23 protein-coding genes and 1 pseudogene are annotated in these 25,386 nt (G+C 64.3%); 16 read left to right on the top strand and 8 right to left on the bottom strand.

The features are described from left to right. Positions 1 to 10: 10 nt before the first annotated feature. Both RTP54_RS11295 and RTP54_RS11290 read right to left on the bottom strand, forming a co-directional pair. The gene (locus tag RTP54_RS11295; RefSeq protein WP_112833111.1) at positions 11 to 1,000 is read right to left on the bottom strand and encodes an aldo/keto reductase; all 990 of its coding nucleotides are present in this window, start codon (positions 998 to 1,000) and stop codon (positions 11 to 13) included. An 88-nt stretch (positions 1,001 to 1,088) separates the two neighbouring features. Beyond that, entirely contained in the window at positions 1,089 to 1,499 is a 411-nt protein-coding gene (locus RTP54_RS11290) for a cupin domain-containing protein (RefSeq protein WP_312362654.1), read from the bottom strand. 147 nt (positions 1,500 to 1,646) lie between these two features. Here RTP54_RS11290 and RTP54_RS11285 point away from each other — a divergent pair, with 147 nt between their 5' ends. Next, positions 1,647 to 2,546, top strand: coding sequence for a LysR family transcriptional regulator (locus RTP54_RS11285; RefSeq protein ID WP_312362652.1), 900 nt, complete (start codon positions 1,647 to 1,649; stop codon positions 2,544 to 2,546). 289 nt (positions 2,547 to 2,835) lie between these two features. Continuing rightward, complete coding sequence (locus tag RTP54_RS11280; RefSeq protein WP_312362650.1) at positions 2,836 to 3,330, top strand: hypothetical protein; 495 nt, start codon at positions 2,836 to 2,838, stop codon at positions 3,328 to 3,330. A gap of 38 nt (positions 3,331 to 3,368) precedes the next feature. On the opposite strand, the gene RTP54_RS11275 is transcribed toward RTP54_RS11280, so the two are convergent. Both RTP54_RS11275 and RTP54_RS11270 read right to left on the bottom strand, forming a co-directional pair. Further along, positions 3,369 to 4,058 carry an RES family NAD+ phosphorylase gene (locus RTP54_RS11275; RefSeq protein WP_312362649.1) on the bottom strand — a complete coding sequence of 230 codons (690 nt, stop codon included), beginning with the start codon at positions 4,056 to 4,058 and terminating at the stop codon, positions 3,369 to 3,371. Next, on the bottom strand, positions 4,055 to 4,459 hold the full coding sequence (locus tag RTP54_RS11270; RefSeq protein ID WP_312362647.1) for an antitoxin Xre-like helix-turn-helix domain-containing protein: 405 nt from the start codon (positions 4,457 to 4,459) through the stop codon (positions 4,055 to 4,057). The genes RTP54_RS11275 and RTP54_RS11270 overlap by 4 nt, the downstream gene beginning before the upstream one ends. A 515-nt stretch (positions 4,460 to 4,974) precedes the next feature. Here RTP54_RS11270 and RTP54_RS11265 point away from each other — a divergent pair. Further along, positions 4,975 to 5,469, top strand: a complete 495-nt coding sequence (locus tag RTP54_RS11265; RefSeq protein ID WP_312362645.1) for a GNAT family protein — start codon at positions 4,975 to 4,977, stop codon at positions 5,467 to 5,469. 98 nt (positions 5,470 to 5,567) lie between these two features. On the opposite strand, the gene RTP54_RS11260 is transcribed toward RTP54_RS11265, so the two are convergent. Next, on the bottom strand, positions 5,568 to 6,617 hold the full coding sequence (locus RTP54_RS11260) for an aldo/keto reductase (RefSeq protein WP_312362643.1): 1,050 nt from the start codon (positions 6,615 to 6,617) through the stop codon (positions 5,568 to 5,570). Positions 6,618 to 6,825: 208 nt separating this feature from the next. Here RTP54_RS11260 and RTP54_RS11255 point away from each other — a divergent pair, with 208 nt between their 5' ends. From RTP54_RS11255 to RTP54_RS11245, 3 genes are all read left to right on the top strand, one after another. Then, entirely contained in the window at positions 6,826 to 7,635 is an 810-nt protein-coding gene (locus tag RTP54_RS11255) for an esterase/lipase family protein (protein WP_162703617.1), read from the top strand. After that, positions 7,632 to 8,495, top strand: coding sequence for a hypothetical protein (locus RTP54_RS11250; RefSeq protein WP_162703618.1), 864 nt, complete (start codon positions 7,632 to 7,634; stop codon positions 8,493 to 8,495). Before RTP54_RS11255 ends, RTP54_RS11250 begins: the two co-directional genes overlap by 4 nt. A gap of 185 nt (positions 8,496 to 8,680) precedes the next feature. Further along, positions 8,681 to 9,658 carry a transporter gene (locus RTP54_RS11245; RefSeq protein ID WP_312362641.1) on the top strand — a complete coding sequence of 326 codons (978 nt, stop codon included), beginning with the start codon at positions 8,681 to 8,683 and terminating at the stop codon, positions 9,656 to 9,658. A gap of 68 nt (positions 9,659 to 9,726) precedes the next feature. Here RTP54_RS11245 and RTP54_RS11240 read toward each other — a convergent pair whose 3' ends face one another. Next, on the bottom strand, positions 9,727 to 10,410 hold the full coding sequence (locus RTP54_RS11240) for a glutathione S-transferase family protein (protein ID WP_312362640.1): 684 nt from the start codon (positions 10,408 to 10,410) through the stop codon (positions 9,727 to 9,729). On the opposite strand from RTP54_RS11240, the gene RTP54_RS11235 reads away from it, so the two are divergent. The 3 genes from RTP54_RS11235 to RTP54_RS11225 all read left to right on the top strand — a co-directional run bounded on the left by RTP54_RS11235 (position 10,400) and on the right by RTP54_RS11225 (position 14,138). After that, positions 10,400 to 10,606, top strand: a complete 207-nt coding sequence (locus tag RTP54_RS11235; protein ID WP_312362638.1) for a hypothetical protein — start codon at positions 10,400 to 10,402, stop codon at positions 10,604 to 10,606. The two genes, RTP54_RS11240 and RTP54_RS11235, sit on opposite strands and share 11 nt — an antisense overlap. 67 nt (positions 10,607 to 10,673) lie before the next feature. Next, positions 10,674 to 12,632, top strand: coding sequence for an elongation factor G (locus tag RTP54_RS11230; RefSeq protein ID WP_112816246.1), 1,959 nt, complete (start codon positions 10,674 to 10,676; stop codon positions 12,630 to 12,632). Positions 12,633 to 12,779: 147 nt separating this feature from the next. Next, the gene (locus tag RTP54_RS11225; RefSeq protein ID WP_312362636.1) at positions 12,780 to 14,138 is read left to right on the top strand and encodes a DUF1214 domain-containing protein; all 1,359 of its coding nucleotides are present in this window, start codon (positions 12,780 to 12,782) and stop codon (positions 14,136 to 14,138) included. A gap of 127 nt (positions 14,139 to 14,265) precedes the next feature. On the opposite strand, the gene RTP54_RS11220 is transcribed toward RTP54_RS11225, so the two are convergent. After that, positions 14,266 to 14,847 (bottom strand): cation transporter, encoded by a 582-nt coding sequence (locus RTP54_RS11220; protein WP_112810896.1) that lies wholly within the window; start codon positions 14,845 to 14,847, stop codon positions 14,266 to 14,268. Positions 14,848 to 14,949: 102 nt separating this feature from the next. Between RTP54_RS11220 and RTP54_RS11215 the strand changes: the two are divergent. From RTP54_RS11215 to RTP54_RS11195, 5 genes and pseudogenes are all read left to right on the top strand, one after another. Then, a pseudogene (locus RTP54_RS11215) lies at positions 14,950 to 15,252 on the top strand (sulfite exporter TauE/SafE family protein); the annotation flags it as partial. A gap of 441 nt (positions 15,253 to 15,693) precedes the next feature. Then, positions 15,694 to 16,899, top strand: coding sequence for a TCR/Tet family MFS transporter (locus tag RTP54_RS11210; protein WP_409517100.1), 1,206 nt, complete (start codon positions 15,694 to 15,696; stop codon positions 16,897 to 16,899). Between the two features lie 188 nt (positions 16,900 to 17,087). Beyond that, a complete protein-coding gene (locus tag RTP54_RS11205) occupies positions 17,088 to 19,061 on the top strand; it encodes an alkyl sulfatase dimerization domain-containing protein (protein WP_312362631.1) in 1,974 nt (657 codons plus the stop codon). A gap of 144 nt (positions 19,062 to 19,205) precedes the next feature. Continuing rightward, positions 19,206 to 19,544, top strand: coding sequence for a hypothetical protein (locus tag RTP54_RS11200; protein WP_312362629.1), 339 nt, complete (start codon positions 19,206 to 19,208; stop codon positions 19,542 to 19,544). A 153-nt stretch (positions 19,545 to 19,697) separates the two neighbouring features. Next, positions 19,698 to 21,221 carry a DUF1214 domain-containing protein gene (locus RTP54_RS11195; RefSeq protein WP_312362627.1) on the top strand — a complete coding sequence of 508 codons (1,524 nt, stop codon included), beginning with the start codon at positions 19,698 to 19,700 and terminating at the stop codon, positions 21,219 to 21,221. A 48-nt stretch (positions 21,222 to 21,269) separates the two neighbouring features. On the opposite strand, the gene RTP54_RS11190 is transcribed toward RTP54_RS11195, so the two are convergent. Beyond that, the gene (locus RTP54_RS11190; protein WP_312362625.1) at positions 21,270 to 22,187 is read right to left on the bottom strand and encodes a LysR family transcriptional regulator; all 918 of its coding nucleotides are present in this window, start codon (positions 22,185 to 22,187) and stop codon (positions 21,270 to 21,272) included. A gap of 246 nt (positions 22,188 to 22,433) precedes the next feature. Between RTP54_RS11190 and RTP54_RS11185 the strand changes: the two genes are divergently transcribed. Both RTP54_RS11185 and RTP54_RS11180 read left to right on the top strand, forming a co-directional pair. Further along, positions 22,434 to 23,228, top strand: coding sequence for a transporter substrate-binding domain-containing protein (locus tag RTP54_RS11185; RefSeq protein WP_162703620.1), 795 nt, complete (start codon positions 22,434 to 22,436; stop codon positions 23,226 to 23,228). 521 nt (positions 23,229 to 23,749) lie between these two features. Further along, entirely contained in the window at positions 23,750 to 25,288 is a 1,539-nt protein-coding gene (locus RTP54_RS11180; RefSeq protein ID WP_312362623.1) for a M81 family metallopeptidase, read from the top strand. Positions 25,289 to 25,386 lie beyond the last annotated feature (98 nt).

The following is a 25,386-nucleotide window of genomic DNA, read 5'->3' as shown; positions in this document are numbered from 1 at the left end:
CGAAACGGCGTCAGCGGCCGACGCGGGCCTGCAGATGCGCCGGATAGCGCGCACCCTCGATGGTGACCGTGGCCAGCGCCTCGGCGATTTCGCCGAGATCGCCCGCAGTGAGATGCAAGCCGGCAGCGCCGATGTTTTCATCGAGCCGGCCAAGCTTGGTGGTGCCGGGGATCGGCACGATCCAAGGCTTCTGCGCCAGCAGCCAGGCAAGTGCTACCTGTGCCGATGTCGCCTCCTTGCGTGCGGCGATCTGGCCAAGCAGATCGACCAGCGCCTGGTTGGCCTTTCGCGCTTCAGGCGTAAAGCGCGGCACGGAATTGCGGAAATCCTTGGCGTCGAAGGTGGTCTCGGCATTGATGGCGCCGGTGAGGAACCCCTTGCCGAGCGGGCTGAAGGGCACGAGGCCGATGCCGAGCTCTTCGAGCAGCGGCAGGATCTCTGCCTCGGGCTCGCGCCACCACAGCGAATATTCGCTCTGCAGCGCTGCGACCCTCTGTTCCGCATGGGCCTTGCGGATCGTCTGCGCGCCGGCCTCCGAGAGGCCGAAGTGCCGGACCTTGCCCTCTTCGATCAGCCGTCTCACGGTGCCGGCGACATCCTCGATCGGCACGTTGGGGTCGACGCGATGCTGGTAGAACAGATCGATCACGTCGGTCTTCAGGCGCTTCAGTGCTGCGTCCGCGACCTTGCGGATCTGCTCGGGCCGGCTGTTCATGCCGCTCTGGCCGCCTTCCGCATTGAAGTCGAAGCCGAACTTGGTGGCGATCACCACCTTGTCGCGGATGGGTGCGAGCGCTTCGCCGAGAAGCTCTTCGTTCCTGTAGGGGCCGTAGGCCTCGGCGGTGTCGAAGAAGGTGACGCCGCGCTCGAAGGCGGTGCGGATGAGGGTGATGGCCGCCTGCTTTTCGGTGGCCGGGCCGTAGCCGTAGCTCAGGCCCATGCAGCCGAGGCCGAGGGCGGAGACGTCAAGGCCGCTTTTGCCGAGTGTGCGCTTTTCCATGGGGTGGTCCTTGTCTCGAGTGCCGATGTGTCGGGGATAGAGATGGCGCGCGCGGCCGGATTGGCCAGCGCGCTCAGACGGCCGGCGATCAGCCGGCCTTGGTTTGCGCCGCATAGTCCGTGTCGCTGACCTTTTCCAGCCAGTCGACGACCTTGCCGTCGAGGGCTTCGGCGATCGCGATATGGGTCATGGCGGCGGCCGGCGAGGCGCCGTGCCAGTGCTTTTCGCCCGGGGCGAACCAGACGATATCGCCGGGGCGGATTTCTTCAATCGGCCCGCCCTCGCGCTGGGCGCGGCCAAGGCCGGAAAGAACGATCAGCGTCTGGCCGAGCGGGTGTGTGTGCCAGGCGGTGCGTGCGCCGGGCTCGAAGGTGACGGTGGCGCCACCGATGCGCGCCGGCGGCGAACCGCTGAAGGGGGCGTCGATGCGCACGGTGCCGGTGAAATAGTCCGATGGTCCCGTGGTCGAGGCGGCAGAGCCGCTTCTTTTGATGTCCATGGTGTCGATCCCTTGCAAATGCGCGGGCCCCGCAATCGGGCCCGATGTCCGGGCCGCTGTGGCCGCGTCGTCTCAGGCAATTTAAGGCGTGGGATTGATCGGGATTAGATGGTAAATGTCGCAAGCGCTTATGAGAGGAATTCATGAATGCCGCGCCAGCCGATCAGCGACCTCATCGCCTTCCTTGCCGTCGCACGGGAACGCAGCTTTACCAAGGCGGCAGCGCAGCTCGGCGTCTCGCAATCGGCGCTCAGCCACACGATCCGCGGGCTCGAGGCGCGGCTGGGCCTGAGGCTTTTGACGCGCACCACGCGCAGCGTTTCGCCGACCGAGGCGGGTGAAAGACTGCTCCTGTCGATCGGGCCGCGGCTCGACGAGATCGACCGGGAGCTGGCGGCGCTCAGCGAACTGCGCGACAAGCCGGCGGGCACGATCCGCATCACCGCCGGCGAACATGCGGCCGAACACATCCTCTTTCCGGCGCTTGCCCGGCTATTGCCCGACTATCCGGACGTGAATGTCGAGGTGATCGTCGACTACGGCCTCACCGATATCGTCACCGAGCGCTACGACGCCGGGGTGCGCCTTGGCGAGCAGGTGGCCAAAGACATGATCGCCGTGCGCATAGGGCCTGACATGCGCATGGTCGTGGTCGGTGCACCCGCCTATTTCGCCACCCGCAAAACGCCGCTGACGCCGCAGGCGCTGACGGAGCACAATTGCATCAACCTGCGTCTGCCGACCCATGGCGGCATCTATGCCTGGGAGTTCGAGAAAGATGGCCGCGAGGTGAAGGTGCGCGTCGAAGGCCAGCTCGTATTCAACAACATCGCGCTCCGGCTGAACGCGGCGCTGGAGGGGCTCGGCCTTGCCTATCTGCCGGAAGACGCCGTGGCGCCGCACCTTGCTTCGGGCCTTCTGGTGGAGGTTCTGGCAGACTGGTGCCCGCCTTTTGCCGGCTACCACCTCTATTACCCGAGCCGCCGCCAGACGTCGCCCGCCTTCCAGCTGGTGGCCGACGCGCTGCGCTATCGCGGGCCGCGCTAGGCTGCGAGGGGCGGCGCCGACCGACACAAGCGGCCAGCTTCACTTTGCCATCCCCAGTCATTCCAAGTTTAGCGTCTGCCCATCCAGGGAGATATTGCATCTTGCGTGCAAATCCAGCGGCGGCTCTCAAGAGTATTTCTCCGGCTTCCATTAGAAAGCCGCAGTTGCTCGCTTTTCTCCTGCGCGCAACTTCGTGTTGAAGCCGTTGCTGCGCAGCATATCGGGCGCTGTTGCAGACGTCTTCCTCCGCATCTGGCTTGGTAATTCCTGATAACCAAAGGAGATTGCTATGAAAATGCCGATTGCAATTGGACTTACGGTGGCTTTTTCGGCTTTGTTTGCAACGGGCGCGATAGCGCAGAGCAAATACGGATCCGAGGCCGGCTGGGATATCCTGGTGAAGGAAGACATGGGGCCGGGATGCCTGATCACCAAATCAAACGCGGACGGAACGCAAATTCAGATGGGGCTCGATGCGACCGCAGCCTTGCGTGGCTACATGGCGCTCTACACGAAAGCCGATGCCAAGGTTGCTGCCAACGAGAAGCTTGCGGTTCTGTTTGATGTCGATGGCCAGAAATTCAGCGGCGAGGCCAAGGGCCAGGTCATGGACGGCTACCGCGGCGCGTTTGTGTGGGTGAACAATCCTGACTTCATCTACGAACTGGCCAAGAAGACGGCGGTGACGATTACACCCGCAGGCGGCAATCCGATCATCGTCAAACTGGCTGGCACCGATGCCGCCTTCAAGGCGCTGAGGGCGTGCCAGGCCGCTCAAAAATGATGCCCTGACCAAGTCGGAAGAGGCTGCAAGCGGAAGCTTCAGCCTTCGTGCCGGATCGTCGGCGTCGGCGCGCCCTTCCATTCGAAGGTGATGGTGCGGCCCTGGCGGATGTTCTGGATGACGGCAGGGCGGAAGACGGCGATGCACTCGCCCTGGGGATGGCGGGCGGAGGGGTAGATCAGGCCGTTGCCGCCACTTGCAAAGATGGTGGCGGCGAGCGCCTGGCCGGCGGGATAGGCAAGGGCAGGGTCGGGGCCGAGATAGGCGGCGCCGGTTTTGCCGCGCACATCGTGAAAGCGGCAGGTGAAGCCGGCGATCAGCTCGCGATAGGCGCCGATATCCTGGAAGATGCCGACGTCGGCAAGCGCCCGGGTGCGATGATAGACGATTTCCGCCTGGCAGGTTTCGAGCGCGTTGTCGCCGAAGGCGCAGTACCAGGCGCCGCGATCCTCGGTGTTGAAGCGGTTGCCCGGCGGGCGGGCGTGGCAGAAGGCGGCGTTGATCAGCGACCAGCCATAGCCGAACGTGTCATTCAAAAGTTCGGCGGGGCTGACGCCCGCGGGCAGGGCCAGCGGGCTCAGCCGTGCCGACGTCAAGGCTTCCAGCCGGTTGAGGATCTCGATGTCGTCATCGTCGTCGCAGAGCGGGGCCACGGCCGGCTCGTCGATATAGGCGGTCGAGATCAGCCGGATGGTGGCCGGATCGGTGAAGTCGATCTCAGGGATCATAGGCCGCCGCGCAGGCCGTCGAGATAGCGCCGCACGGTCATCATCGCGGGGATGCCGCCCTCGATCATCAGGTCGACCGGCGACTGGCCGTCGAACACCGGGCCGGTGTTGACCGCTTTCGGCCACTGATAGGTCAGCGGCCCGTTGAAATAGAGCCGCAGGCCCTTGAAGATGCCGACGATGAGACTGGCGCGCATGCGCTTGTCCTGGTCGAGCCTGCCCTTGAAATCGCCGGCCTTCATCCGGTTCCAGGTGGCGATCGGCACGTCGAACAGCTGCGATGCTTCCCTGTTGGTCAGCTTCCAGAGGTCGCAGGCCTTGACCACCGCCTTGACGATCACGGCTTCCTCGTGCCGTTCCGCGTCGCGGTCGGGGGAAAAGGCTGGCTGTGCATTGGCCATGGTCATCTCCTATGAAGTCGCCTGCCGTATCATATGATATAAAATGGAGGGTTTCGGCGGGAAGTCAAGGGGCGGTGGATTGCCGCTCACTTCCGGTTTGCCCCTCATCCTAACCCTCTCCCCGCAGGCGGGGAGAGGTGACGTGCAATACGGCTGCTTCTCCAAACCACATTGGCTGCCGAGCGGGGACGCGCTGTCTGACCTTACTTTCATTACGACCGGCTGCGACAGGTTTCCTTCTCCCCGCTTGCGGGGAGAAGGTGGCCGGCAGGCCGGATGAGGGGCGCTGCGTGTGGCAAGGGGGCACCAATGCCAAAGAACCGGCTCACGGAAGCGACGGACGGCGCAATGCCGCCGGTTCCAGCAAATGTTCCGCATGACGTGGATCGTTCAGGCTGCTTTTCACAACCCGCCGCCTTGCACGGGCGCGAAATCAACGCGAAAGATCCTGAAGCCGAGCGCAGGCCTCGCTGCGTGGTGCCGGATAAAATGAACCGATGGATGCGAGCCCCCGAATGAGCCTCAATATACGCCCCGCCGCCGATGCCGATATGGAAGGCTGCCACCGTGCCCTGGCCGTTGTCGTCGATGAGGGACGCTGGCTGTCCCGCCTGACGGCGCCTTCAGCCGATGGGTACGCCTCCTTCTGGCAGTCCCTGCGGAAGATGCAGGCGCCACAGGTGGTGGCGACGGCGGAAGGTGCCATCGTCGGATGGTGCGATATCGCGCCTCGCGACAACCCGCTCAACGCGCATATCGGCACGCTCGGCATGGGGCTCGTGCCCGGCTACCGGGGACGGGGCATTGGAAAGGGCATGCTGGTGCTGGCGCTGGAGCAGGCAAGGACACGGAAACTCGAGCGGATCCAGTTGTCGGTGCTGCACGACAACGACGCGGCAATCGGTCTCTACGCGAGGCTCGGCTTCGTTGTCGAAGGGCGCCGGCACCGGGAATGGAAGCACGATGGCGTCTACCGGGATAGCGTGCTGATGGCGCTTGACGTTACGTAAACAGGGTGACGCAGGGGCAAATGGCACGGGCGGCCATCCGCGCCGCCCCCGTCGTTGGGCAGCAGGTCGCGCCAAACGCCTTGCCCGGGCTGCCCGCTTCAGACATGCGGGGCCAGCAGCGACAGGTCGGCCTCGCCGAGCCTGTCCTTGGCGCTGCGCAGCTGGTGCCAATAGGGATAGATGACCGGTGGCAGGCTGACGGCGTCCAGCAGCTCGCGTTCCTCGTCCGATAGCTTCAGGCTGGCGGCGGCGAGATTGTCGCGGAACTGTTCCTCGCGGCGGCCGCCGATGATCACCGAGGTCACGCCCTTGCGGTCGATCAGCCAGGCGAGCGCGATCTGCGCGGGCGAGACGCCGCGTTCGCTTGCGATCGCCACGAGCATGTCGACGATCTTCCACAGCCGCTCCTCGTCGCGGATCGGCGGCTCGTTCCAGCCGGCAAGCTGGCGGGTTCCATCCGGCGTCTGGTTGCGCCGGTGCTTGCCCGAGAGAAGACCGCCGGCGAGCGGGCTCCAGACGAGCACGCCCAGCCCCTGGTCGATGCCGATCGGCAGGAGTTCGTACTCGGCCTCGCGTGCCTCGAGCGTATAGTGGATCTGCTGGCTGACGAAGCGGTGGCGCCGCTCGAGCGCGCTCACGCCGAGCGCCTTCATGATGTGCCAGCCGGAATAATTGGAGCAGCCGATGTAGCGCACCTTGCCGTGGCGCACGAGCGTATCGAGCGCTTCCATCGTTTCCTCGAGCGGCGTCTGGCCGTCCCATTCATGCACCTGGTAGAGGTCGATGACGTCGGTCTTCAGCCGCTTCAGGCTCGCCTCGCAGGCGGCAATCAGGTGGTGGCGCGAGAGCCCGCCGTCGTTCGGGCCCGGTCCCATGTTGAAGCGCGCCTTGGTGGCAACAAGCACGCCGTTCTTGCGCTTGGTCCCGAGGATATCGCCGATGATCTCCTCCGAGCCGCCGGTGGAATAGATGTCGGCCGTGTCGATCAGGTTGACGCCGGCATCGAGGCACATGTCGACATAGCGGCGGGCCTCGTCGAGGCCGACATTGCCGACCTGGGCGAACTTGCCGCCGCCGCCGATCGTCATGGTTCCCATTGTCAGCGTCGAGATCTTCAGGCCGGAGCGGCCGAGCAGTCGATATTCCATCTGGCTGTCCCCTTTGTCTGTCCTGTCCGATGACAAACTAGGGGCGGATGCGGTCGGAGCAAGGTGGCAAGCGGATCAAGCGCAAGGCGTGACGATCGGGCCGTGCGCGTCCGCCTGTGCAACGCCGATACGACTTCTAATGGAGGCATCGCGTGTTTGAGCAATGCCTTGTATAATCGCGCGCAGAGAGGCGTTGGAAGGGCGGGCAATGAGCAATCACTATTGTCTCGGCCGGATCGATTTCGGCGTGGGCAGTTCGGCCTTCTGGTGCCTCGACACGCCGGGAACGCTCGTCGTTTTCGTGCACGGCTTCACCGGTGCGGCCGAAGCGACCTGGCACAATGCCAGTGCCTATATCCGCGGGGATGCGCTGTTTTCCGGGGCCGACGTGCTCTTCGTCGGCTATGACAGCGTGCGCAGCCGGGCAAAGGTCATCAGCCGCTCGGTGCTCGATCTTTTCCGCAGACTGCTGTCCGACCCGGCCGAATTCTCCAATCGCTACATCTACCACGGGCGCAAACGCGAGCCCTTCCTCTACGAACGGGTTGTCGTGGTGGCGCACTCGCTGGGCGGCGCGATCATGCGGCAGGTGGCGCTGGACCTGGCGCGTGCCAACGATGCCTATGCGGACCATATCCACCTCGTGCTGTTCGCGCCGGCCCACAAGGGATCGAATGCGTTGCAGAATGCGAGCGGCGTGGTGGAGGGACCCGGTCTGCTCGGGGCGCTGAGGGCAGGCGCGCTCTACAGGGCGCCTATCCTCGAGGACCTCAAGCCGAAATCGGAATTCCTGCGGGATGCGGAGGCCGGCACTCTGACACGGCTGACGCGCGGCCGGCTGAAATGCCTGGTCGCGACCAAGATCTCGATCGGCCAGTATGAAAACATCGTCGAGCCCGGCGATTTCGCGCAGGATCCGCCCTTCTATACGGTCGATCGCCGCAACCACACGGATGTGTGCAAGAGCGATGCCGGCTATCGGCGGGTGCTCGACGATCTCGAGGAGTGCCTGCGGTGAGCGAAGCGGAAGCCCCCCGCTTGTTCGCCGAGCCTTTCGCGGGCTTCGAGCACAATTGCTTCGAGCGGCACGACCTGCGCCTTTACCGCCTGCCTGTCATCGGGCCGGCCTATCTTCTCTTGCGCCGGTCCCTGTCGCAGCCGGTCAGGATCGCCTGGCTTGCCTATCTCCAGACCTGGATGCTGCGCCGGGAATACCACATCCGCATGCGCGGCATGGCATCCGGCACCGTCGATGCCGACATCGTTCGCATGGCGCGCAGCGAAGCCGCAGATGGTGCGGCCATGTCACCCATGGTGCTGCGGCTGGCGCTCATTCTCACACGGCGCGCCATGCCCTATTTCAATGTCGACCATGAACTCGACGCGCTTGGGCCGCTCGACGAGGCGCAGTGGACCGATCTCATCGACACCGCCTTGCGCGTCGACATCTTCCTGTGCTCGCGCCCGCGCTTCGGCGAGATCATCAGGGCCCTGCCGCGCTATCCCGATGCGGATCTCGGCACAGACGGCTACCTGTTCCTCGTCAACTTCCTGTCGATCCTCGGCCTGCGCTCCGAACTCGGGGCCGGGCCCCGGCGCTACCTGCAACGCAAGATCAACATCGTGCTGCACACCCTTGGCGTCGATATCAATGCGCTCCGCGCCGATCTCTACCGGGTGCAGGACGAGATCGGGAGAAGGGAAATGCCGTCCGAACGCGGGGGGCTGGAGCCGATCGACGTCAGCATCGCCCTGTTTGAAACCGATCTTCAGGCCGCCTTCGAACTGGCCCGCGTGCTCGAGGTTCTGGAGCTTGCGAAGGTGAGCGACAGCGGACCGGAAGACAGCGAAGAGGGCGCGCTTCAGCCGCAATTCTAGCGCGGGGCCGGCTGGGGCGGAGCGCGCCGCACGTTCTCGCCGGCAAAACCGTCGTGCAACCCGTCATTGCGCGTCCGGCTTAGGGGCGCAACGGCGCGGGCAGGGCGACATCTTGCTCCCATGTCTTAGGGGTAGCTTGTGCACGTTAAAGTGATAACCTCCGCTTTGTGAAAGAGGGGAATCACATGAGATCAGCTGCGCGTCTGCTCGCAACCGTCGGCCTTGGCGCCTGTGCATTTTCATCCGGCCTGCTTGGCCCTCAGGTGGCGCAGGCGGCGGAAAACGGCGCCGGTTTCTATCTGCTCGGCGCGCGCGGTCCGCTGGCGGGCCTGCTCGCCCCTCCCGGCACCTATGTGCAGAACGACACCTATTTCTATTTCGGCGAGCTCGGCGGCAATCGCCAGCTGCCGGTCGGCGGCCAGGTGGTCGCCGACGTCGAAGTCAAGCTGATCGCTGATTTCGTGACCGGCCTCTGGGTCTTGCCTGAGGAGGTCCTGGGCGGCAATCTCGGCTTCAGCGCCATTCTTCCCTTTGGCGGCCCCAAAGTCGACGCGACCGCATCCCTGGGCGGATTGAGCCGTAGCGTCGAGGATTCGATCTTCACCATCGGCGACCCGGTGATCGGCGCCTCGCTCGGCTGGCAAGAAGGCGATTTCCACTGGTCGACCAACCTTGCCGTCAACGTGCCGATCGGCGACTACCAGAAGGGCGAGATCGCCAATCTTTCCTTCAACCGCTGGGCGGCCGACCTGACCTTTGCCGGAACCTGGTTCAACCCGGAAACCGGTATCGACCTCTCGGGCGCCGCCGGCTTCACCTTCAACGGCGAGAACCCGGCGACGGACTACCGCACCGGCACCGAATTCCACGCGGAATGGGCGCTCTCCAAGCAGTTCACCCCGGCATTTTCGGCCGGTATCGTCGGTTACTTCTACCAGCAGGTCACGGGCGACAGTGGCCCGGGCGCGCGGCTCGGCGATTTCAAGGGCCGGGTGGCGGCACTCGGCGGCACGGTCGGCTACAATTTCAAGATGGGCGAGACCCCGGTGTCGCTGCGCCTGAAGGTGTTCCAGGAGTTTGCGGCAAAGAACCGCGCCGAAGGCACCGCCGGTCTGGTGACCGTGTCGTTCCCGATCGGCACGCCGCCGAAGCCGGTCGAATAGCCCGGACCCGCTGGCTGCGCCCGAAGCCGCAGCGCGGGGCCCGGCTCGTCGCGCGGCAGTGACGGACGTTAGCCGGCGGCCAGAAACCGCTTTGGCATGAGATCCTTATAGGGAAACATGTGGAAGTAGGGCTGCGCCTCGGCGAGCACGCGGCGCATCGACGGGCGTTCGAGCAGCCGCTCGAAATAGGCTGACAGATGCGGGTGCCTGTCGGCGAAAGGTTCGACGATCCCCGCATAAAAGAGCGCCGGCGCGGCCGCGCAATCGGCAAGGCTGAAGGCAGGCCCGCCGGCGAAGGCGTTGGCGGAAAAATGCCGGTCGGCCATGGCATAGGCGGTGGCGAGCGTAGCGCGGGCGTCGGCGACGCCGCGATGGTCGTTTTCTCCGTTGGCGCGCAAGGTATCGGTGACGATCTTCTGCATCGGCACATGGATGTAGAGATCGAAGAAGCGATCCCAGAGCCTTGCCTGCAGCGCCGCGTTCCCGTCAGACGGGATCAGCGGGTGGCTGCCCGGATAATGACGATCGAGATACTCGATGATGACGGAGGTTTCCGGCACGACGACATCGCGGTCGCTGTCGCGCAGGACCGGCATCTTGCCGGCCGGCCACATCTCGGCAAAGCGCGCCGCCTCGGCGGGATCGAGCAGGTCGACCAGGCTCGCGTCGAAGGGGGTCTCGTTCTCGTAGAGCACGATCAGCACCTTGTGGCAGAAGGAGGCGAGCGGATGATAGTAGAGCGTGAGCGACATGCGAACGATCTCCGGTGCGTTTGACCTGGGACAGGGTTTCGTCGGGCGCAATGCCGGTGGCCCGGACTTCACGAAGGAAGTTATGGCAAAACTGATGCGGTTTCGCAATCGGTTTATCGGGCACTGCCATGTCACCGCGCCGGTCCGATGCGCGCGTTTTGGCGCCATGCCTTTGAAAGTCGCAAAGCTGCCCTAGAATTAAGAGAAGGCGGGGCGTTGCAACGCATGGGCGCTCTCGCGATCTCGATAGGGGAGGATCGCCGATGCGCTGCTTCACGGTAGTTGGGCCTTCGCAGACCGGAAAATCCACGCTGGTGGAAAAACTGGCTGCGCTGGGGGAAAGCTCCAGAAAGGCCACGTCACCATACGGATTGAACATCACGGAATTCGAGATCGGCAAGGAGCCCTGGTGCGCGCTGGACGCGCCCGGCGGCACCGAGGCGCTGGCCCACGCCCAGCACGCGCTGCTGGCGAGCGATGCCTGCGTGCTCTGCGTCTCGCCGGCGCCGGAAGAGGCGGTGCTGGCAGCACCCTATCTCAAGGTGATCGAGGCGTCGGGCACGCCGTGCATCATCTTCATCAACCGCATGGACGAGCCGCGCGGACGGTTGCGCGATGTCATCGCGGCGCTCCAGGACTATTCCAGCCACATGCTGATCCTGCGCCAGGTGCCGATCCGCGAGGGCGACAAGATCGTCGGCAGTTGCGACCTGATCTCGGAGCGCGCCTGGCGCTACCGCGAGGGCCAGACCTCGGCACTGATCGAGATCCCCGATGGGGCGCTGGAGCGCGAGAAGGAAGCGCGCGCGGAGCTGCTCGAGCATCTCTCCGAATTCGACGACTGGCTGCTGGAAGAACTGATCGAGGATCGGGAGCCGGCCAGCGACACGATCTACGCCATTTCCTCACGGCTGCTTCGGGAAAACCGGATCATCCCGGTACTCGTCGGCGCCGCCAGCCACAGCAACGGCATCCTGCGGCTGATGAAGGCGCTGAGGCACGAGGCGCCCGCGGTCGATGCGCTGACAAAACGGCTCGCCGAAGCGGGCAAGATCCCGGTATCGGGGCTTTCGGCCGTCAGCTTCCACGCCTATCACCGTCAGAATGTCGGCAAGACCGTGCTGGTGAGGGCGCTTACGGCCGGTATCAAGCAGGGCGCGCCGCTCGGCGGCGGCGGCCTCGGCTCGGTGCAGGACCCGGCGACCGGCAAGCCGCTTTCGACCGGCACGCCCGAACCCGGCACGATCTTTGCCGCGGTCAAATCCGATCACCTGCCGGTGCCGGCCCTTCTGAGCGCGACGGCTGCGGCCGAGGCTCCGGACTGGACGGTGCCGCCGACGCCGATGCTGGAGCGCATCCTCGTGCCCGACAGCGAGCGCGACGAGACCAAGCTTTCCGGCACGCTCGCCAAGCTCGCCGAGACCGATCGCAGCCTGAAGGTGATGCAGGAGGAGGGTACGGGCGCGCAGCTGATCTGCGTGCAGGGGCCGGTGCATCTGCGCGATCTCTGCAAGACGCTCGCCGACGTCTTCCATGTCGGCGTCACCGACCGGCCGCCGAGCCCGACCTATCGCGAGACCGTGCTGAAACCCTCCGACGTGCATTACCGCCATCGCAAGCAGACGGGCGGGGCGGGGCAGTTTGCCGACGTCAAGCTCAGCGTGCATCCGAACGAGCGCGGCGGCGGCTTCAGCTTCAACGAGACGGTGAAAGGTGGCGCTGTGCCGCGCAACTTCATTCCCGCGATCGAGGCGGGCGCGCGCGAGGCGATGGAAAAAGGGCCGCTCGGCTTCCAGGTGATCGACGTCGGCGTGACGCTGACGGACGGTCAGCACCACCAGGTCGACAGCTCGGAATTTGCCTTTCGCGCCGCCGCCAAGATGGGCGTGCGCCAGGCGCTGTCGCAGGCCTCCGCCGTCCTGATGCAGCCGGTGGCGCGCGTCGAGATCCACATCCCCTCGATCTATTCCGGGAGCCTGGTGCCGGTGGTTTCCACCTTCAAGGGCCAGGTGCTGGGCTTCGACCGCGACGAGGCGGCCAAGGGCTGGGACGTCTTTCGCGCGCTGGTGCCGGGTGCGGCACTCGACGAGCTTGCCCGCGCGCTACGCTCGGCAACGCAGGGGATCGGCTATTTCTCCAAGAGCTTCGACCATTTCGAGGAGCTCTACGGCAAGGAGGCGGATGCGGTGATCCATGCGCATGGTTCGCCGCAGGCCGGATGACAGAGGGGCGAACAGGGGCGCCGGCACTTGGAGCCGGCGCGGGCCATCGCATCTGGCGGCTCGCCAGGCCACGCCGTAACCGTAACATCCTTTTCTTGTCGCCGGGCGTGGCGCATCGTCCTTGAGACAACAGAGGGAGAAGCGACCGTGAAACGACTGCAACACACCACCCGTCTCTTGCTCCTTTGCGGCCTCGCGCTCGGGGGCGCGCCTGTGTTTGGCAGCGCGGTCGCCCTTGCCGACGGCGAGGTGCGCGCCGGGCGGGCGAGCGACGAGGAGATCAGCGAGGCCTATATCTATCTGCTCGGCCGCCTGTTGATCACGCGCCAGCAGCAGCTCGATTTCCAGGAGGGCTTCAAGTGGAACGAGCTGGTCCACAGGAAGCCCGGCGCCGTCGACTGGCCGAACCCCAATCTGGATGTCGCCTATTCCGAGGCATGGGTTGCGGTCGACGACAGTAGCTGCACCATCGTCACGGTGCCTGTCATCAGCGACCGTTATTTCACCGTCCAGTTCCTGAACGGCTGGGGCGAGACGCTCGCCAACATCAACGAGCGGCTGTTCCCGGGCAAGGCTTCGGGCGATTTTGCCGTGTGCCTGCGCGGCGCGAAGGTGGAGCTGCCTGAAAACATCAAGCGCATCGACCTGCCGGTTGGCCATGCGCGCGTGTTGTCGCGGGTGGCGCTCGGCAGCGACCCGGAGCGGGCGGTCGAGCTGCAGCATCAGTTCAAGCTGCGCGTGACCGGAACGCCGAAATTGCCCGAAATCGCCAAGACGCCGATTTTCGATCTCGACAAGCCTCCGGGTGTCGAGGCCTTCGAGGCCGCTGGCGCGGCGCTCGACGGCGAGCCGGACTTGAGCGTCGGGCTTGAAAAGCGGCAGGCGGACGTGCGCAAGATCGCCGCCGCCGTCAAGGACAGCGTGAAGGAGCACGCCCGCGTCGATGGGGTCATCAAGGCGAATGCCGTGGCCGAGATCGGCAAGGCCGGCCAGACGATCGGGCACGGCGTCGTGGAGAACGGATGGGCACGCCCCGGCGTCGTCGGCGAATACGGCCTCGACTATCTGGCGCGCACGCTGATCAACAGCGGCGGCATCTGGGCGAACATCAAGCCAGAGGTGCTCTATTATCGCGGCGGCAAGGACGACAGCGGCAGCGATCTCAATGGCGACCACGCCTACAAGATGACCTTCCCGAAGGACGCGTTGCCGTCGCGTTTCGCCAAATATTTCTGGTCTGTCATCGCCGTCGACAACCTTCACTACCGGGTGTTGCCGAACCCTAAGAACCGCTTCCTGCTCAATGAGCAGACGCACCCGGAATTCGGTCAGGACGGCTCGCTGACGCTCTATTTCGCCACCGACAAGCCGGCCGACGCGCCTGACGGAAACTGGCTGCCGATCCCCAAGGGGCAGGCGTTTCGCCTGACCTTCCGCTTCTACGGGCCGCAGGACGGCGTGGCGAACGGCACCTATTGGCCGCCGGCGCTCGTCAAGTTGAAGTGATTGTTTCCCGCGCAACGCCTGGCGCGGCGGTACTGTCTGGCATGGAACCCGGTCTTGCGCGGTAAGCGGCGCGCGGGCATGCACTTGTTGTGCCGTCGCGTCCGTCGCTCGCTCGAGCCTCGGCGAATTACGCCACGGCGTCGTGTTCCTCGCGCGCAGCTTCCCAGACTTCCCGCGCCGCATCCATGTTCATGAGCGCGATCCCGAGCCCCACGATCAGATCCGGCCAGGCCGAATGCCAGAGGTAAGCCGTTGCCAGGCCCGCGCCAATGATCGCCACGTTGGCGAAGGCATCGTTGCGGGCAGACAGGAATGCCGCCCGCGTCAGGCTGCCGCTGGTATGGCGGTACTGGGCGAGCAGGTATGCGCAGAAGAGGTTGACGACAAGCGCGCCGAAGCCGGTCAGCGACAGGGCAAACGGCTCCGGAGGGATCGGGTCCATGAATTTCGCCCAGGCGGTCCACAGGAAGGCGAGCGCGGGGACGAGCAGAATGAACGCCATGGCCATGCCGACCCGTGCGCGGCTGCGCACCGTCCAGGCCAGGGCGAAGAAAATCAGGATGTTGACGGACGCATCTTCCAGGAAGTCGACGCTATCGGCGATCAGCGACACGGAGCCGATCGCAAGTGCCACGAGGAACTCGACCCCGAAATAGCAAAGGTTCAACAGGGCGACGACGAGCACGACGCGGCGTAGCTTGCTATTCACAAAGAGGTCCCTTCGCTGACGAGATCGACCACCGCCAAAGCGGCCGATCTGTTCGCACCCGCTGACGATGCGAAACTTTGCACTCGGACATATGTATCGTCCATGGAAACGTCTGCCAACACATCGTCCGCGCCTGCGCGCAGCGCCCCGGCCGCATTCGGCGCAGGCGCGCTGATCGGTGCATACGGGGACCTTATCGGCCTCGGCGGCGCCGAGTTCCGCCTGCCGCCGCTCATTGGCCTGTTCCATTTTTCCGCTCTGGACGCCGCCATCTTCAACAAGGCGATAAGCCTCGTCGACGTAGCGACCGCTCTTCCCTTCCGGGCCGCAACCGTCCCGTTTGCAGCGATCGGGGAAAACCGGCCCATCGTGCTCGATCTGCTCGCCGTGATCCTGCTGGTCGCGGCGGTTAAGGTCTGGCGACACGGCTGATGGAGCGCACTCAGGCCGAAGGCTTCGCCGGCGGGCGCAGCGACGATCTCCCGGCCGGCGCACAAAAAGAGGCTTGCCCGCCGCCGCCGACAGGCGTATCTATCGCCCGTCGCGAAAAGCGACCGCTTCCCTTGATCCGCTCAGTGGCGGAGTAAACAGGTGGACGAATTGGCGTCCAGGCGGTCAAGCACATCTCATCCCTGCGTCCAGCAGGGATCTGCCAGCGGCTCCCAAAATCGATAGCTGACACCTTGCAGCACGCGTGCGTCGCCTATGGCGTTCCATGCGCTGCAAGCCTTTCAATTCGCTGCATGATTTCTCCTCGTTGCGACGAAGGGCAATCGTGCGCCAGCCCTGAACGCGAGCCGTCGGTGCCGTCGAGCGCCCGCGGCCACGCGGTCGCCGGAGCGTGCCATGACCAGACCCCTTATCGTCATTTTCCTTGCCATCGTGCTCGATGCCGTCGGCATCGGCCTCATCTTTCCCATCCTGCCGGCGCTGCTAAGGCAAGTGGCGCACACCGACAATGTCGCGCCCTATATCGGCGCCATGACCGCGCTTTACGCGGCCATGCAGTTCGTCTTCGCGCCGGTGCTCGGCGCGCTCAGCGACCGGCTCGGCCGCCGGCCGGTGCTTCTGATTTCGCTTGCGGGCGCTGCCGTCAACTACCTGCTGCTCGCCTTTGCGCCCAACCTCGTGCTGCTGTTCGTCGGCCGGGCGATCGCGGGCCTGACGAGCGCCAACATCTCGGTGGCGATGGCCTACATCACCGACATTTCGCCGGAAGAGAAGCGCGCCCGCCGCTTCGGCCTGTTCAACGCCATGTTCGGCATCGGCTTCATCATCGGCCCGGTCATCGGCGGCGCGCTCGGCGATACCTGGCTGCGGCTGCCTTTCGTCGCTGCCGCCGCGCTCAACGGCTTGAACCTGCTGCTTGCCTTCTTCATGCTGCCGGAATCGCGCACGCCCAGTCGCGAGGCGCTCGATCTTTCGGCGCTCAACCCGCTCAAGCCCTTGCGATCGGTGCTTGCGGGCAGGGGCCTGCTGCCCATCGTCGCCATCTTCTTCCTGTTCAGCGCCACCGGCGAGGCCTATGGCACCTGCTGGGCGCTCTGGGGCAGCGATACCTTCCAGTGGAACGGTCTCTGGATCGGCCTTTCGCTCGGCACCTTCGGCGTCTGCCAGACTCTTGCCCAGGCTTTCCTTCCGGGGCCGGCGGTCAGGCTGTTCGGCGCGCGCGCAACGATCCTCATCGGGATCGCCGCGGTCTCGGCAGCGCTCGTCGTCATGGCGCTCGCACGCGATAGCTGGATGATCTTTGCGATCATGCCGCTCTTTGCGCTCGGCGGCATCGGCGTGCCGGCGCTGCAGGTGCTGGCGACCTCCAAGGTCGATGGCGGCGAGCAAGGCCAGCTCCAGGGCGTGCTCGCCTCGGTCGTCAGCCTCGCCTCGATCATCAGCCCGCTGGCGTTTTCGAGCCTCTATTTCGTCGTGCGCGCGCAATGGCCGGGCGCCATCTGGCTGTCGGTCGTCGCCGTCTATGCGATCGCGGTGCCGCTGGTCTTCGGCCTGCGATTGCAGCCGAAGGCGGCGCCGATGGCCGAAGCGCGCATCTCCTGATCACGAATTCGTATGGTTACAATTAACAGTTACGTACTTCCTCATCCGCACCGGAGGCCTAGGTAAATGACCTCGACGGCAGGAACCGTTGTCGGGAAGCGCTCTGACGCTTTCGCCGAATGCAGTCTCATCGACGGTGGCAAGTCCGCCTCGGCCATTTCATCCGGATACATGCAGGAGAAGTGAGAATGCGAATTCAACGATATCTATCAGGCCTCTCGATCATCGCCCTCATTGCAACCGGTGCAGTTTCAGCACAGGCCCAGCAGGCGTCCAAAGATGCGACCGAAGCGACGAAGGCTGCAAACGACCAATTGCTCAAGCAGCTTCCCTTCAACGACACCAGCGATTTCGATGACGCCAAGAAGGGTCTGATTGCACCGCTGCCGAGCGAGCTTATCAAGGGTGAGAGCGGCAACGCGATCTGGAATCCGGAGCAGTACGGCTTCATCAAGGAGGGTATGGCGGCGCCGGCGACCGTCAATCCGAGCCTGTGGCGGCAATCCCAGCTGATCACCATGAGCGGCCTGTTCGAGGTGACGGACGGTATCTACCAGGTGCGCAATCTCGACCTCTCCAACATGACGATCATCGAAGGCAAGGAAGGCATCACCATCGTCGATCCGCTGGTTTCGGCCGAGACCGCGAAGGTGGCGATCGACCTCTATTACAAGAACCGGGGCACCAAACCGGTGAAGGCGGTGATCTACACCCATAGCCATGTCGACCACTATGGCGGCGTGCGCGGGGTGGTCTCGGAAGAGGATGTCGCTGCCGGCAAGGTGAAGATCTACGCGCCGGAAGGCTTCCTGGAGGCGGCGGTCGCCGAAAACGTGATGGCGGGCACGGCGATGAGCCGCCGGGCGAGCTACATGTACGGCAATCTCCTCAACCCCGATCCCAAGGGGCAGGTGGGTGCCGGTCTTGGCACCACGACCTCAGCCGGTACTGTAACGCTGATTGCGCCGACTGACATCATCACCAAGACCGGCCAGAAGGAGACGATCGACGGGCTAACCTACGAGTTCATGATGGCGCCGGGCTCGGAAGCGCCTTCGGAAATGCTCTGGTACATCGAGGAGAAGAAGGCGATCTCGGCCGCGGAAGATGCGACCCACACGCTGCACAACACCTATTCGCTGCGCGGCGCCAAGATCCGCGAGCCGCTGCCCTGGTCGAAATACCTGAACCAGGCGCTGGTCATGTGGGGCGACAAGGCGGAGGTGATGTTCGCCCAGCACCACTGGCCGACCTGGACGAACGCCAAGGTGGTAAACCTGCTCGAAAAGCAGCGTGATCTCTATCGCTACATCAACGACGAGACGCTGCGCATGGTCAACCACGGCATGACCATGCGGGAGATCGCCGAAACCTTCAAACTGCCACCGAGCCTCGACAATTTCTGGGCGAACCGCGGCTATTACGGCTCTATCTACCACGATGTGGCCGCGACCTACGTGCTCTATCTCGGCTGGTTCGACGGCAACCCCTCGACGCTGCATGAGCTGCCGCCGGTCGAGGCGAGCAAGAAATACGTCGAGTACATGGGCGGCGCAGACGCGGTGCTCGAAAAGGCCAAGAAATCCTTCGCCGACGGCGACTATCGCTGGGTGGCCCAGGTCGCCAACCACGTGGTCTTTGCCGACCCGAACAACCAGCCGGCCAAGGACCTTGTCGCCGATGCGCTGGAACAGCTCGGCTATCAGGCCGAGTCCGGCCCCTGGCGCAACTTCTACCTGACGGGTGCGAAGGAACTGCGCGAAGGCGTGAAGAAGCTGCCGACGCCGAACACGGCAAGCCCGGATACGGTGAAGGCGATGTCGCTCGACCTGTTCTTCGATTATCTCGGCGTGCGTCTCAATGCCGAAAAGGCCGCCGACGCGCACATCGTGCTCAACTTCGATTTCGGTGCCGACGGCAAGTACCTGGTCGAACTCGAAAACGGCGTGTTGAACAACACCAAGGACCGGCAGGCCGAGAAGGCCGACGCGACGATCACGCTTGCGCGCGCCGAACTCGACAGCATCGTGCTCGGCGAAACCAAGCTCGACCAGGCCGTGACCGACGGCAAGGTGAAGCTCACGGGCGACAGCGCCAAGCTCAACCAGCTCGTCTCGATGCTCGACAGCTTCGACTTCTGGTTCAACATCGTCACGCCTTAACGGCCGCCGATTTGCCCGCCGCCTTCAGGGGCGGCGGGCGATCATCGTCGGCACCCGGCTCGCGGGCCCATTGCTTCAAGCAGGCCGCGGCGCCGCACAGCCAAGTTGAAGGGTCTTCGAAACCCACCATGGAGGGTAGATCACATGCTGAAAAGTTCGATGATTTTCCTGGCGTCGTCACTCGTCTTCGCGCAAGGCGCCTTGGCCAAATCGCCGTCCGACATCGCGGATCTCGTCGGCGCGCGCGCCCCTGGGGCGGAAAGCGAAATGCAGGCGCGCGGCTATGTCGATGTCGGCGGCAACAATACCTGGTGGAACGCCGGCACCAAGGTCTGCGTGCGGGTGCATGTTTCCCAGGGCAAGTATTCGGCGATCTCCCAGATCAAGGCGGCGGCATGTGGCGAGAGCGGCGGCAGCAAGACGCAATGCCCACCCGATCTGTCCCAGGCCGATCTCTACAAGCATCCGGGCTGCAGTCTGTGAAGACAGCTTCATGCATTGCCTGATGCCAGCCGGCGAATGCGGGTCCTGGCGGTCGGGCATGTGCTTGCGGCCGGGGAGATCGACCCTGCCGTTCCCGACAAGCAAACAGGGCATTCCATAATCGACCCAGGCCATTGAACGGGAGAATTTCAGATGCGCAGCGATGATTTTGCCGGGTGGCTCTTCAACCGTCGCGATGTTCTCAAGCAGGGGGTGGCGACGGTCTCGGCCGTGGCCCTTGCCGCGGCAATCCCGACGCTGGCTATCCCAACGCCTTCCTTCGCCAGGGATGGCGAAAACCCGCTCGGGGGCCAGCCCGATAAGGGTGCCGCACCCTCGATCAAGGACTTCGACTACCAGATCAAGTACCAGCGGGCTTTCGAGGCGGTGCTGTGGAACATGCCGGCGATCGCGATCTATTCGTTCCGCCGTGCGGCCTTCACCGACCTCGGCATGAAGGACAACGACATCATCGCCTATTCGGCGGTGGCGACGCCCAAGCTCGAAGCGATCACGGCCAACAGCACGACACCCTATATCTCCGCCTTCACCGACCTGCAGAAGGGGCCGGTGGTGCTGGAGGTGCCGATCGCCGGCGCCGACGGCAGCCTCTACGGACAGGTCGTCGATGCGTGGCAGTTCACGATTGCCGATGTCGGCCCGGCCGGTGTTGACCAGGGCAAGGGCGGAAAGCTGCTGTTCACGCCGCCCGGCTACGCGGATGCCGTTCCTGAGGGCTACATCCAGGTGGCATCGCCGAATTACCGTGTCGCCTTCGCCTTCCGCTCCGTGCCGGCGGCGGGCAAATCGACGGCGGACGCCTATGCCTATGCCAAGCGCCTGCGCATGTACTATCTCAGCGAAGCCGCCAATCCGCCGGAGCAGAAGTTCGTCGACCCGATCGACCAGCGCTATCCGACGCTTCCCTTCTACGACGGGCGTCACTTCGAGGACATGCATGAAATCATGAGCGTCGAGCCCGTGCGCGAGCACGACAAGGTCATGATGGGCATGTTGAAATCGCTCGGGATCGAAAAGGGCAAGCCGTTTTCGCCGGATGAAACGGCCAAGCGTGCCATGAACCAGGCCGTGATCGACGTCTGGTTCTACCTTCAGGACTGGTTCGACCACACGCCGGATAGCATGCGCTACTGGCCGGATCGCCATTATGTGTCGTTGCTGCAGGCAGACGACAACAAGACCTTCTCGTTCATCTACGACGACTATATCGACCTGATACCGCGGGCTGCCGAATATTTCTGGTGCACCTACATGCCGAAGGTGCTCAGCGATACGCCGGCGACCCAATATATGATGGCGATGGCCGACAATGAGGGGCGTCTGCTGGAAGCGGGCTCGCTCTACAGGCTCGACTTGCCGGCCGAGATGCCGGTCAAGCAATTCTGGGCGCTGACGGTCTATGACCGCGCCACGATGTCGTTCATCTACAGCGACCTCAACCGAACGACGCTATCGTCCTACGACGTGGAGAAGATGAAGAAGAACGCCGATGGCGGCGTGAGCATCTATGTCGGGCCGAAGGCGCCGGATGGGCTCGAGGCGAACTGGATACCGACTGCAGGAAAGCGGCCGTTGCCGGCCGTGCGCTTTTATGGCCCGACCGAGGCCTTCAACGACAGGAGCTTCAAGCTCGCCGATTTCGAACGGGTGGGCTGAAGCCCCGGCCGCAATGTCGTCGCGTCGGCTCGTGAAGCGGGGGCTGCCTCAGGCGCCGGCGTGGTCGGAGGCGATCTGCGCATAGCGGCGCTGGCGGTCGTCGATTTCCTGCAACAGCCAGGCGAGAAAGCTTTTCGTTACCGGCTTGGTACGGAACAGCTCTTCCAGGCAGACGAACTGGTAGGTCTCGCTGGGCTCATAATAGTGGTCGTGCACCAGGCAGACCTGGCCGGACCTGAGCTCGTATTCCACCAGGGTGCGGTCGATCAGCGCCACGCCCTGTCCTTCCTTCACCGCCTCCAGAATGATGTGCTGATCGTCGAAGATCAGGTCCTGGCGGCTCGGGGGGAGCTTCAGGCCCGAGGAGGCGATCCAGCTCTGCCATTCCTGCAGGCCGCGATAGTGCAGGCGGTTTCCCGAAAGCAGGTCGTGCTTGTCGCGCGCAGCATCCGAGATGCTCTTGCCGCAGACCGGCACAAGGCGCTCGCGCAACAGTCGCTGCGAAAAGCGGGCGGGCGGCGGGTGCAGGCAATAGTCGATGATGACATCGGCCGTGCCGGTGGCGGGCGCGTTGGTTTCCAGATGCGAGAGGTGGATCTGCAGGCCGGGGTTTTCGCCGAGGAACCCGGAGATCCTCGGCGCGATCAGCTTCATCGAGAAGAACGGCCCGACCTTGACGCGCAGGATCTTCTGGGTGTTGCGCGGCCGAATGTGCTGGACGACGCCCTCGAGATCGTCGAAGGCGCGGTTGCAGGAGGCATAAAGCAGGGCGCCTTCCGGCGTCAGCTCGACGCCGTGCTGCTTCCTGACGAAGACGCTGAGGCCGAGATTGTCCTCGAGTATGCGGATCTGGTGGCTGATGGCGCCCTGGCCGATGCACAGCTCGTTTGCCGCCGCCGTCAGGCTGCCGTTGCGGGCCGCCGCCTCGAAGGCGCGCAGGGATTTGAGGCTCGGCAGGTCGCGCATGGGCTTCTCCGGGAGGCAGTCCGACCCTTCCACCATATATGAATTTTTTGGATGGCTGAGATTATTTCTTTGGCATTGCGAAGTGCCGGAACGTCGCCCATTGTCGACGAATAATAAAGCGATAACGCAACAACGATCGGCTGTAAAATCAAGGAATAGCACGCGAAATCAGCGTTGGGCACCGCCCGATACGACTGTGCCGCGCGCGACCTCTGTAGATGCCGGACGGATTACAAAGGGAACGAGATGCAAAAGAAGTTCATGGGTGTGGCGGCATTCTTCCTCGCCTGCGCGCTGTCGGGCACCAGCCTTGCGGCCGACACGCTTTCGATCGGCACGGAAGGTGACTATGCGCCCTTCAACTATGTGACATCAGGTGGCGAGATCAAGGGTTTCGACTACGATATCGGCCAGGCGGTCTGCGCCGAAATCAAGGTGGAATGCGCCTGGAGCACCAATGAATGGTCGGGCATCATCCCCGCCCTCCAGGCCCGGAAATTCGACGTCATGATCGCCTCGATGGCGATCAACGAGGACCGCAAGAAGGAAGTGGATTTCACCAAGCCCTATTACTTCAACGCCATGCGCTTCATCGCCCGCAAGGACCTGGGGCTGACGGACGTCTCGCCCGAGGCGCTGAAGGGCAAGGTGATCGGCACGCAATCCGGATCGGTCGCCGTCGAAGCGTTGCAGGAGTTCTTTCCCGACAGCGAGGTCAAGCTCTATCCGACGCTCAGCGAAGTGTTCCTCGACATGGCCAACGGCCGTCTCGACCTGATCCTCGAGGGCCAGATGGCGCTGACGGACTGGCTGGCCAAGGACGACAGCGGCTGCTGCGATTTCGTCGGCGACAGCTTCATCCTCGACACGGCGCAGGGTAACGCCATGGCGGTGCGCAAGGGCAATGACGAACTGCTGGCCAAGCTTAACGCCGGGCTGGACGCGATCATGGCCAACGGCACCTACGAGACGATCCGCAAGCAGTATTTCGACTTCGACATCATGGCGCGGCCGAAGAGCACGAGCGAGTATTTTCGCTAAGGAGCGGGGTGGTTGCCGGCTTGACTAAACCCCTCATCCGGCCTGCCGGCCACCTTCTCCCCGCAAGCGGGGAGAAGGGACGGTGAGGCAGCCGCTCGCTTCCTCGAAATCTCTCAGCCCTTCACTCGTCTGGCCCAAGTGGTGGATGTCTCATTCCAGGGTGACGGATGAACTGCAACCACACTCTCCCTGTTCGCACCACGGCATCCACAACGCGACACGCTCGTGGCCGACCTCGTCCCCTCTCCCCGCCTGCGGGGAGAGGGTTAGGGTGAGGGGCAATCCAGGCAGAGAATGCGTGTGGGGCAAGCCCCACATGAACGCTGTGAGGGGATGACCGCACAGCAACGCGTAAGGGGCAAGCCGCAACGTGCAAGCCAAGCCTCTCCCAAGGAATTCGTCTGCTACGGGCTGCATGCAATGCAGCGCGCAGCAGGCGGCGAGCGGGCGCCGGGGTGTTCGCGCTTCCCCGGCGCCCGGTTCCACGACCATCTCCCATTTCCCGAATGAAAGTGCATGCCATGAGCTTCAAGGTCGCCGTTCTCGAATTCAACCAGGAAACCAACACGTTCTCCAAGCTGAAGACCGGCTTCAAGGACTTCGAGGCGTGCCACTATTTCAAGGGGGCTGCGATCGAGGACAATTGCCGCGGCACCAATTCGGAAATCGGCGGCTTCATCGCCTGTTGCGATCGTTACGGCTGGCAGCCGGTCTATACGGTGGCGGCGCGGGCTGAGCCGGGCGGCCGGGTCGACGAGGCGACGCGGTTGCGCTTCGTGGCGGACGTGACGGCGGCGCTTGCGGGCGAAAAGCTCGATGGCGTCTTCATCGTCTTTCACGGCGCCATGTGCACGCAGACGGCGGACGACGCCCAGATCCAGCTGCTCCAGGTGGTCAGAAGCATCGTCGGGTCCGACCTGCCGATTGCCGCGACCTTCGACCTGCATGCCAATTCGGCGCCTGAAATGGCGGACCTTCTCGATATCGCCGTGTCGTTTCGAACCTATCCGCATGTCGACATGGCCGACTGCGCGCTGAAAGCCGGCGCGCTGCTTCAGGCGGCGATGCGCGGCGAGATCGTGCCCGCCATCGCCATTCGCCAGCCGCCGATGATCAACGGCTGCAACGATGGGCGCACCACCCACGCCTGCGCCATGACCGAGCTGCTGGAGATCGCCGATGCGATTGCGAGCGAAAACGGCATTCTCGCCACCTCCATCAATGCCGGCTTCTACGATGCCGATATCCTGAACACCGGCCCTTCAGCCGTCATCTGCTACGACAAGGGGAAGGTGGCCGACGCCGTGGCGATCGCCCATGCGGAGCGCCTCTGCGACGAGATCTGGCAGCGGCGCGAACATCAGGACGAGCAATTGCCGCTGAGCGCACTGGCCGGCGCCATTGCCGAGCATTCGGGCCGCCAGCGCGGGCCCGGCCCGCTGGTGATCGCCGATTTCTCGGACAATCCCGGCAGCGGCGCCTATGCCGATTCCACCCGCCTGCTCACCGGCCTGTTGCAGGCGGGTGTGGCCAATGCCGCCTTCGGGGCTCTGTGCGACCCGGCGGTCGTTGCCGAACTGATCGCGGCCGGCCTTGGCGCCGAGCGCGAAGTGACGCTCGGCTGCAAGATCGATCCCGCCGTCGGCGGCGGGCCGATCCGGGTGAGGGGCACGGTGCAGGCGATCTCCGACGGGCGGATCATCTTCGAAGGGCCGATGTTTCAGGGCCTGCCGGCGTCGCTCGGCCCGAGCGTGCGTTTCCACGTCTCGGGCATCGACATCCTGATTTCGAGCGAGCGCCAGCAGATGCTCGACCAGAACCTCTTTCGCGCCGTCGGCATCGAGCCGGCCACCTACGACATCGTCGTCGTGAAGTCGCAGCAGCACTTCCGCGCCGCCTTCGGGCCCATTGCGTCCGCTATCATCGAGGTCGACGCCGATGGCCTGAGCACCGCCAATATCGGCGCGCGCACCTACCGCAGCGTCCGCCGGCCCGTCTATCCGCTGGATCGGGAGGGGGAGATCGTCGCGAAGTCCACCTCTGTGGAGGTCCTCGCCTGATCGCCGATTGGCGGTAGCCGGACAGTTCCTGCCTCGACCCATACGCATGGAGAAGCAGCCGTTCATCGTGTGAACGGCCGTTTCGCGTCGATCGCCGT

The organism is Ensifer sp. (assembly GCF_031989085.1).
Taxonomy (GTDB): Bacteria; Pseudomonadota; Alphaproteobacteria; order Rhizobiales; family Rhizobiaceae; genus Ensifer.
Note: the sequence above shows the minus strand (reverse complement) of the source record. Positions and strands in the feature narration are given on the sequence as shown.

Excerpts from the sequence above, each read along its gene's own strand:
- RTP54_RS11295 (WP_112833111.1), bottom strand. The coding sequence starts at position 1,000 with ATGGAAAAGCGCACACTCGGCAAAAGCGGCCTTGACGTCTCCGCCCTC.
- RTP54_RS11290 (WP_312362654.1), bottom strand. The coding sequence starts at position 1,499 with ATGGACATCAAAAGAAGCGGCTCTGCCGCCTCGACCACGGGACCATCG.
- RTP54_RS11285 (WP_312362652.1), top strand. The coding sequence starts at position 1,647 with ATGCCGCGCCAGCCGATCAGCGACCTCATCGCCTTCCTTGCCGTCGCA.
- RTP54_RS11280 (WP_312362650.1), top strand. The coding sequence starts at position 2,836 with ATGAAAATGCCGATTGCAATTGGACTTACGGTGGCTTTTTCGGCTTTG.
- RTP54_RS11275 (WP_312362649.1), bottom strand. The coding sequence starts at position 4,058 with ATGATCCCTGAGATCGACTTCACCGATCCGGCCACCATCCGGCTGATC.
- RTP54_RS11270 (WP_312362647.1), bottom strand. The coding sequence starts at position 4,459 with ATGGCCAATGCACAGCCAGCCTTTTCCCCCGACCGCGACGCGGAACGG.
- RTP54_RS11265 (WP_312362645.1), top strand. The coding sequence starts at position 4,975 with ATGAGCCTCAATATACGCCCCGCCGCCGATGCCGATATGGAAGGCTGC.
- RTP54_RS11260 (WP_312362643.1), bottom strand. The coding sequence starts at position 6,617 with ATGGAATATCGACTGCTCGGCCGCTCCGGCCTGAAGATCTCGACGCTG.
- RTP54_RS11255 (WP_162703617.1), top strand. The coding sequence starts at position 6,826 with ATGAGCAATCACTATTGTCTCGGCCGGATCGATTTCGGCGTGGGCAGT.
- RTP54_RS11245 (WP_312362641.1), top strand. The coding sequence starts at position 8,681 with ATGAGATCAGCTGCGCGTCTGCTCGCAACCGTCGGCCTTGGCGCCTGT.
- RTP54_RS11240 (WP_312362640.1), bottom strand. The coding sequence starts at position 10,410 with ATGTCGCTCACGCTCTACTATCATCCGCTCGCCTCCTTCTGCCACAAG.
- RTP54_RS11230 (WP_112816246.1), top strand. The coding sequence starts at position 10,674 with ATGCGCTGCTTCACGGTAGTTGGGCCTTCGCAGACCGGAAAATCCACG.
- RTP54_RS11210 (WP_409517100.1), top strand. The coding sequence starts at position 15,694 with ATGACCAGACCCCTTATCGTCATTTTCCTTGCCATCGTGCTCGATGCC.
- RTP54_RS11205 (WP_312362631.1), top strand. The coding sequence starts at position 17,088 with ATGCGAATTCAACGATATCTATCAGGCCTCTCGATCATCGCCCTCATT.
- RTP54_RS11200 (WP_312362629.1), top strand. The coding sequence starts at position 19,206 with ATGCTGAAAAGTTCGATGATTTTCCTGGCGTCGTCACTCGTCTTCGCG.
- RTP54_RS11195 (WP_312362627.1), top strand. The coding sequence starts at position 19,698 with ATGCGCAGCGATGATTTTGCCGGGTGGCTCTTCAACCGTCGCGATGTT.
- RTP54_RS11190 (WP_312362625.1), bottom strand. The coding sequence starts at position 22,187 with ATGCGCGACCTGCCGAGCCTCAAATCCCTGCGCGCCTTCGAGGCGGCG.
- RTP54_RS11185 (WP_162703620.1), top strand. The coding sequence starts at position 22,434 with ATGCAAAAGAAGTTCATGGGTGTGGCGGCATTCTTCCTCGCCTGCGCG.
- RTP54_RS11180 (WP_312362623.1), top strand. The coding sequence starts at position 23,750 with ATGAGCTTCAAGGTCGCCGTTCTCGAATTCAACCAGGAAACCAACACG.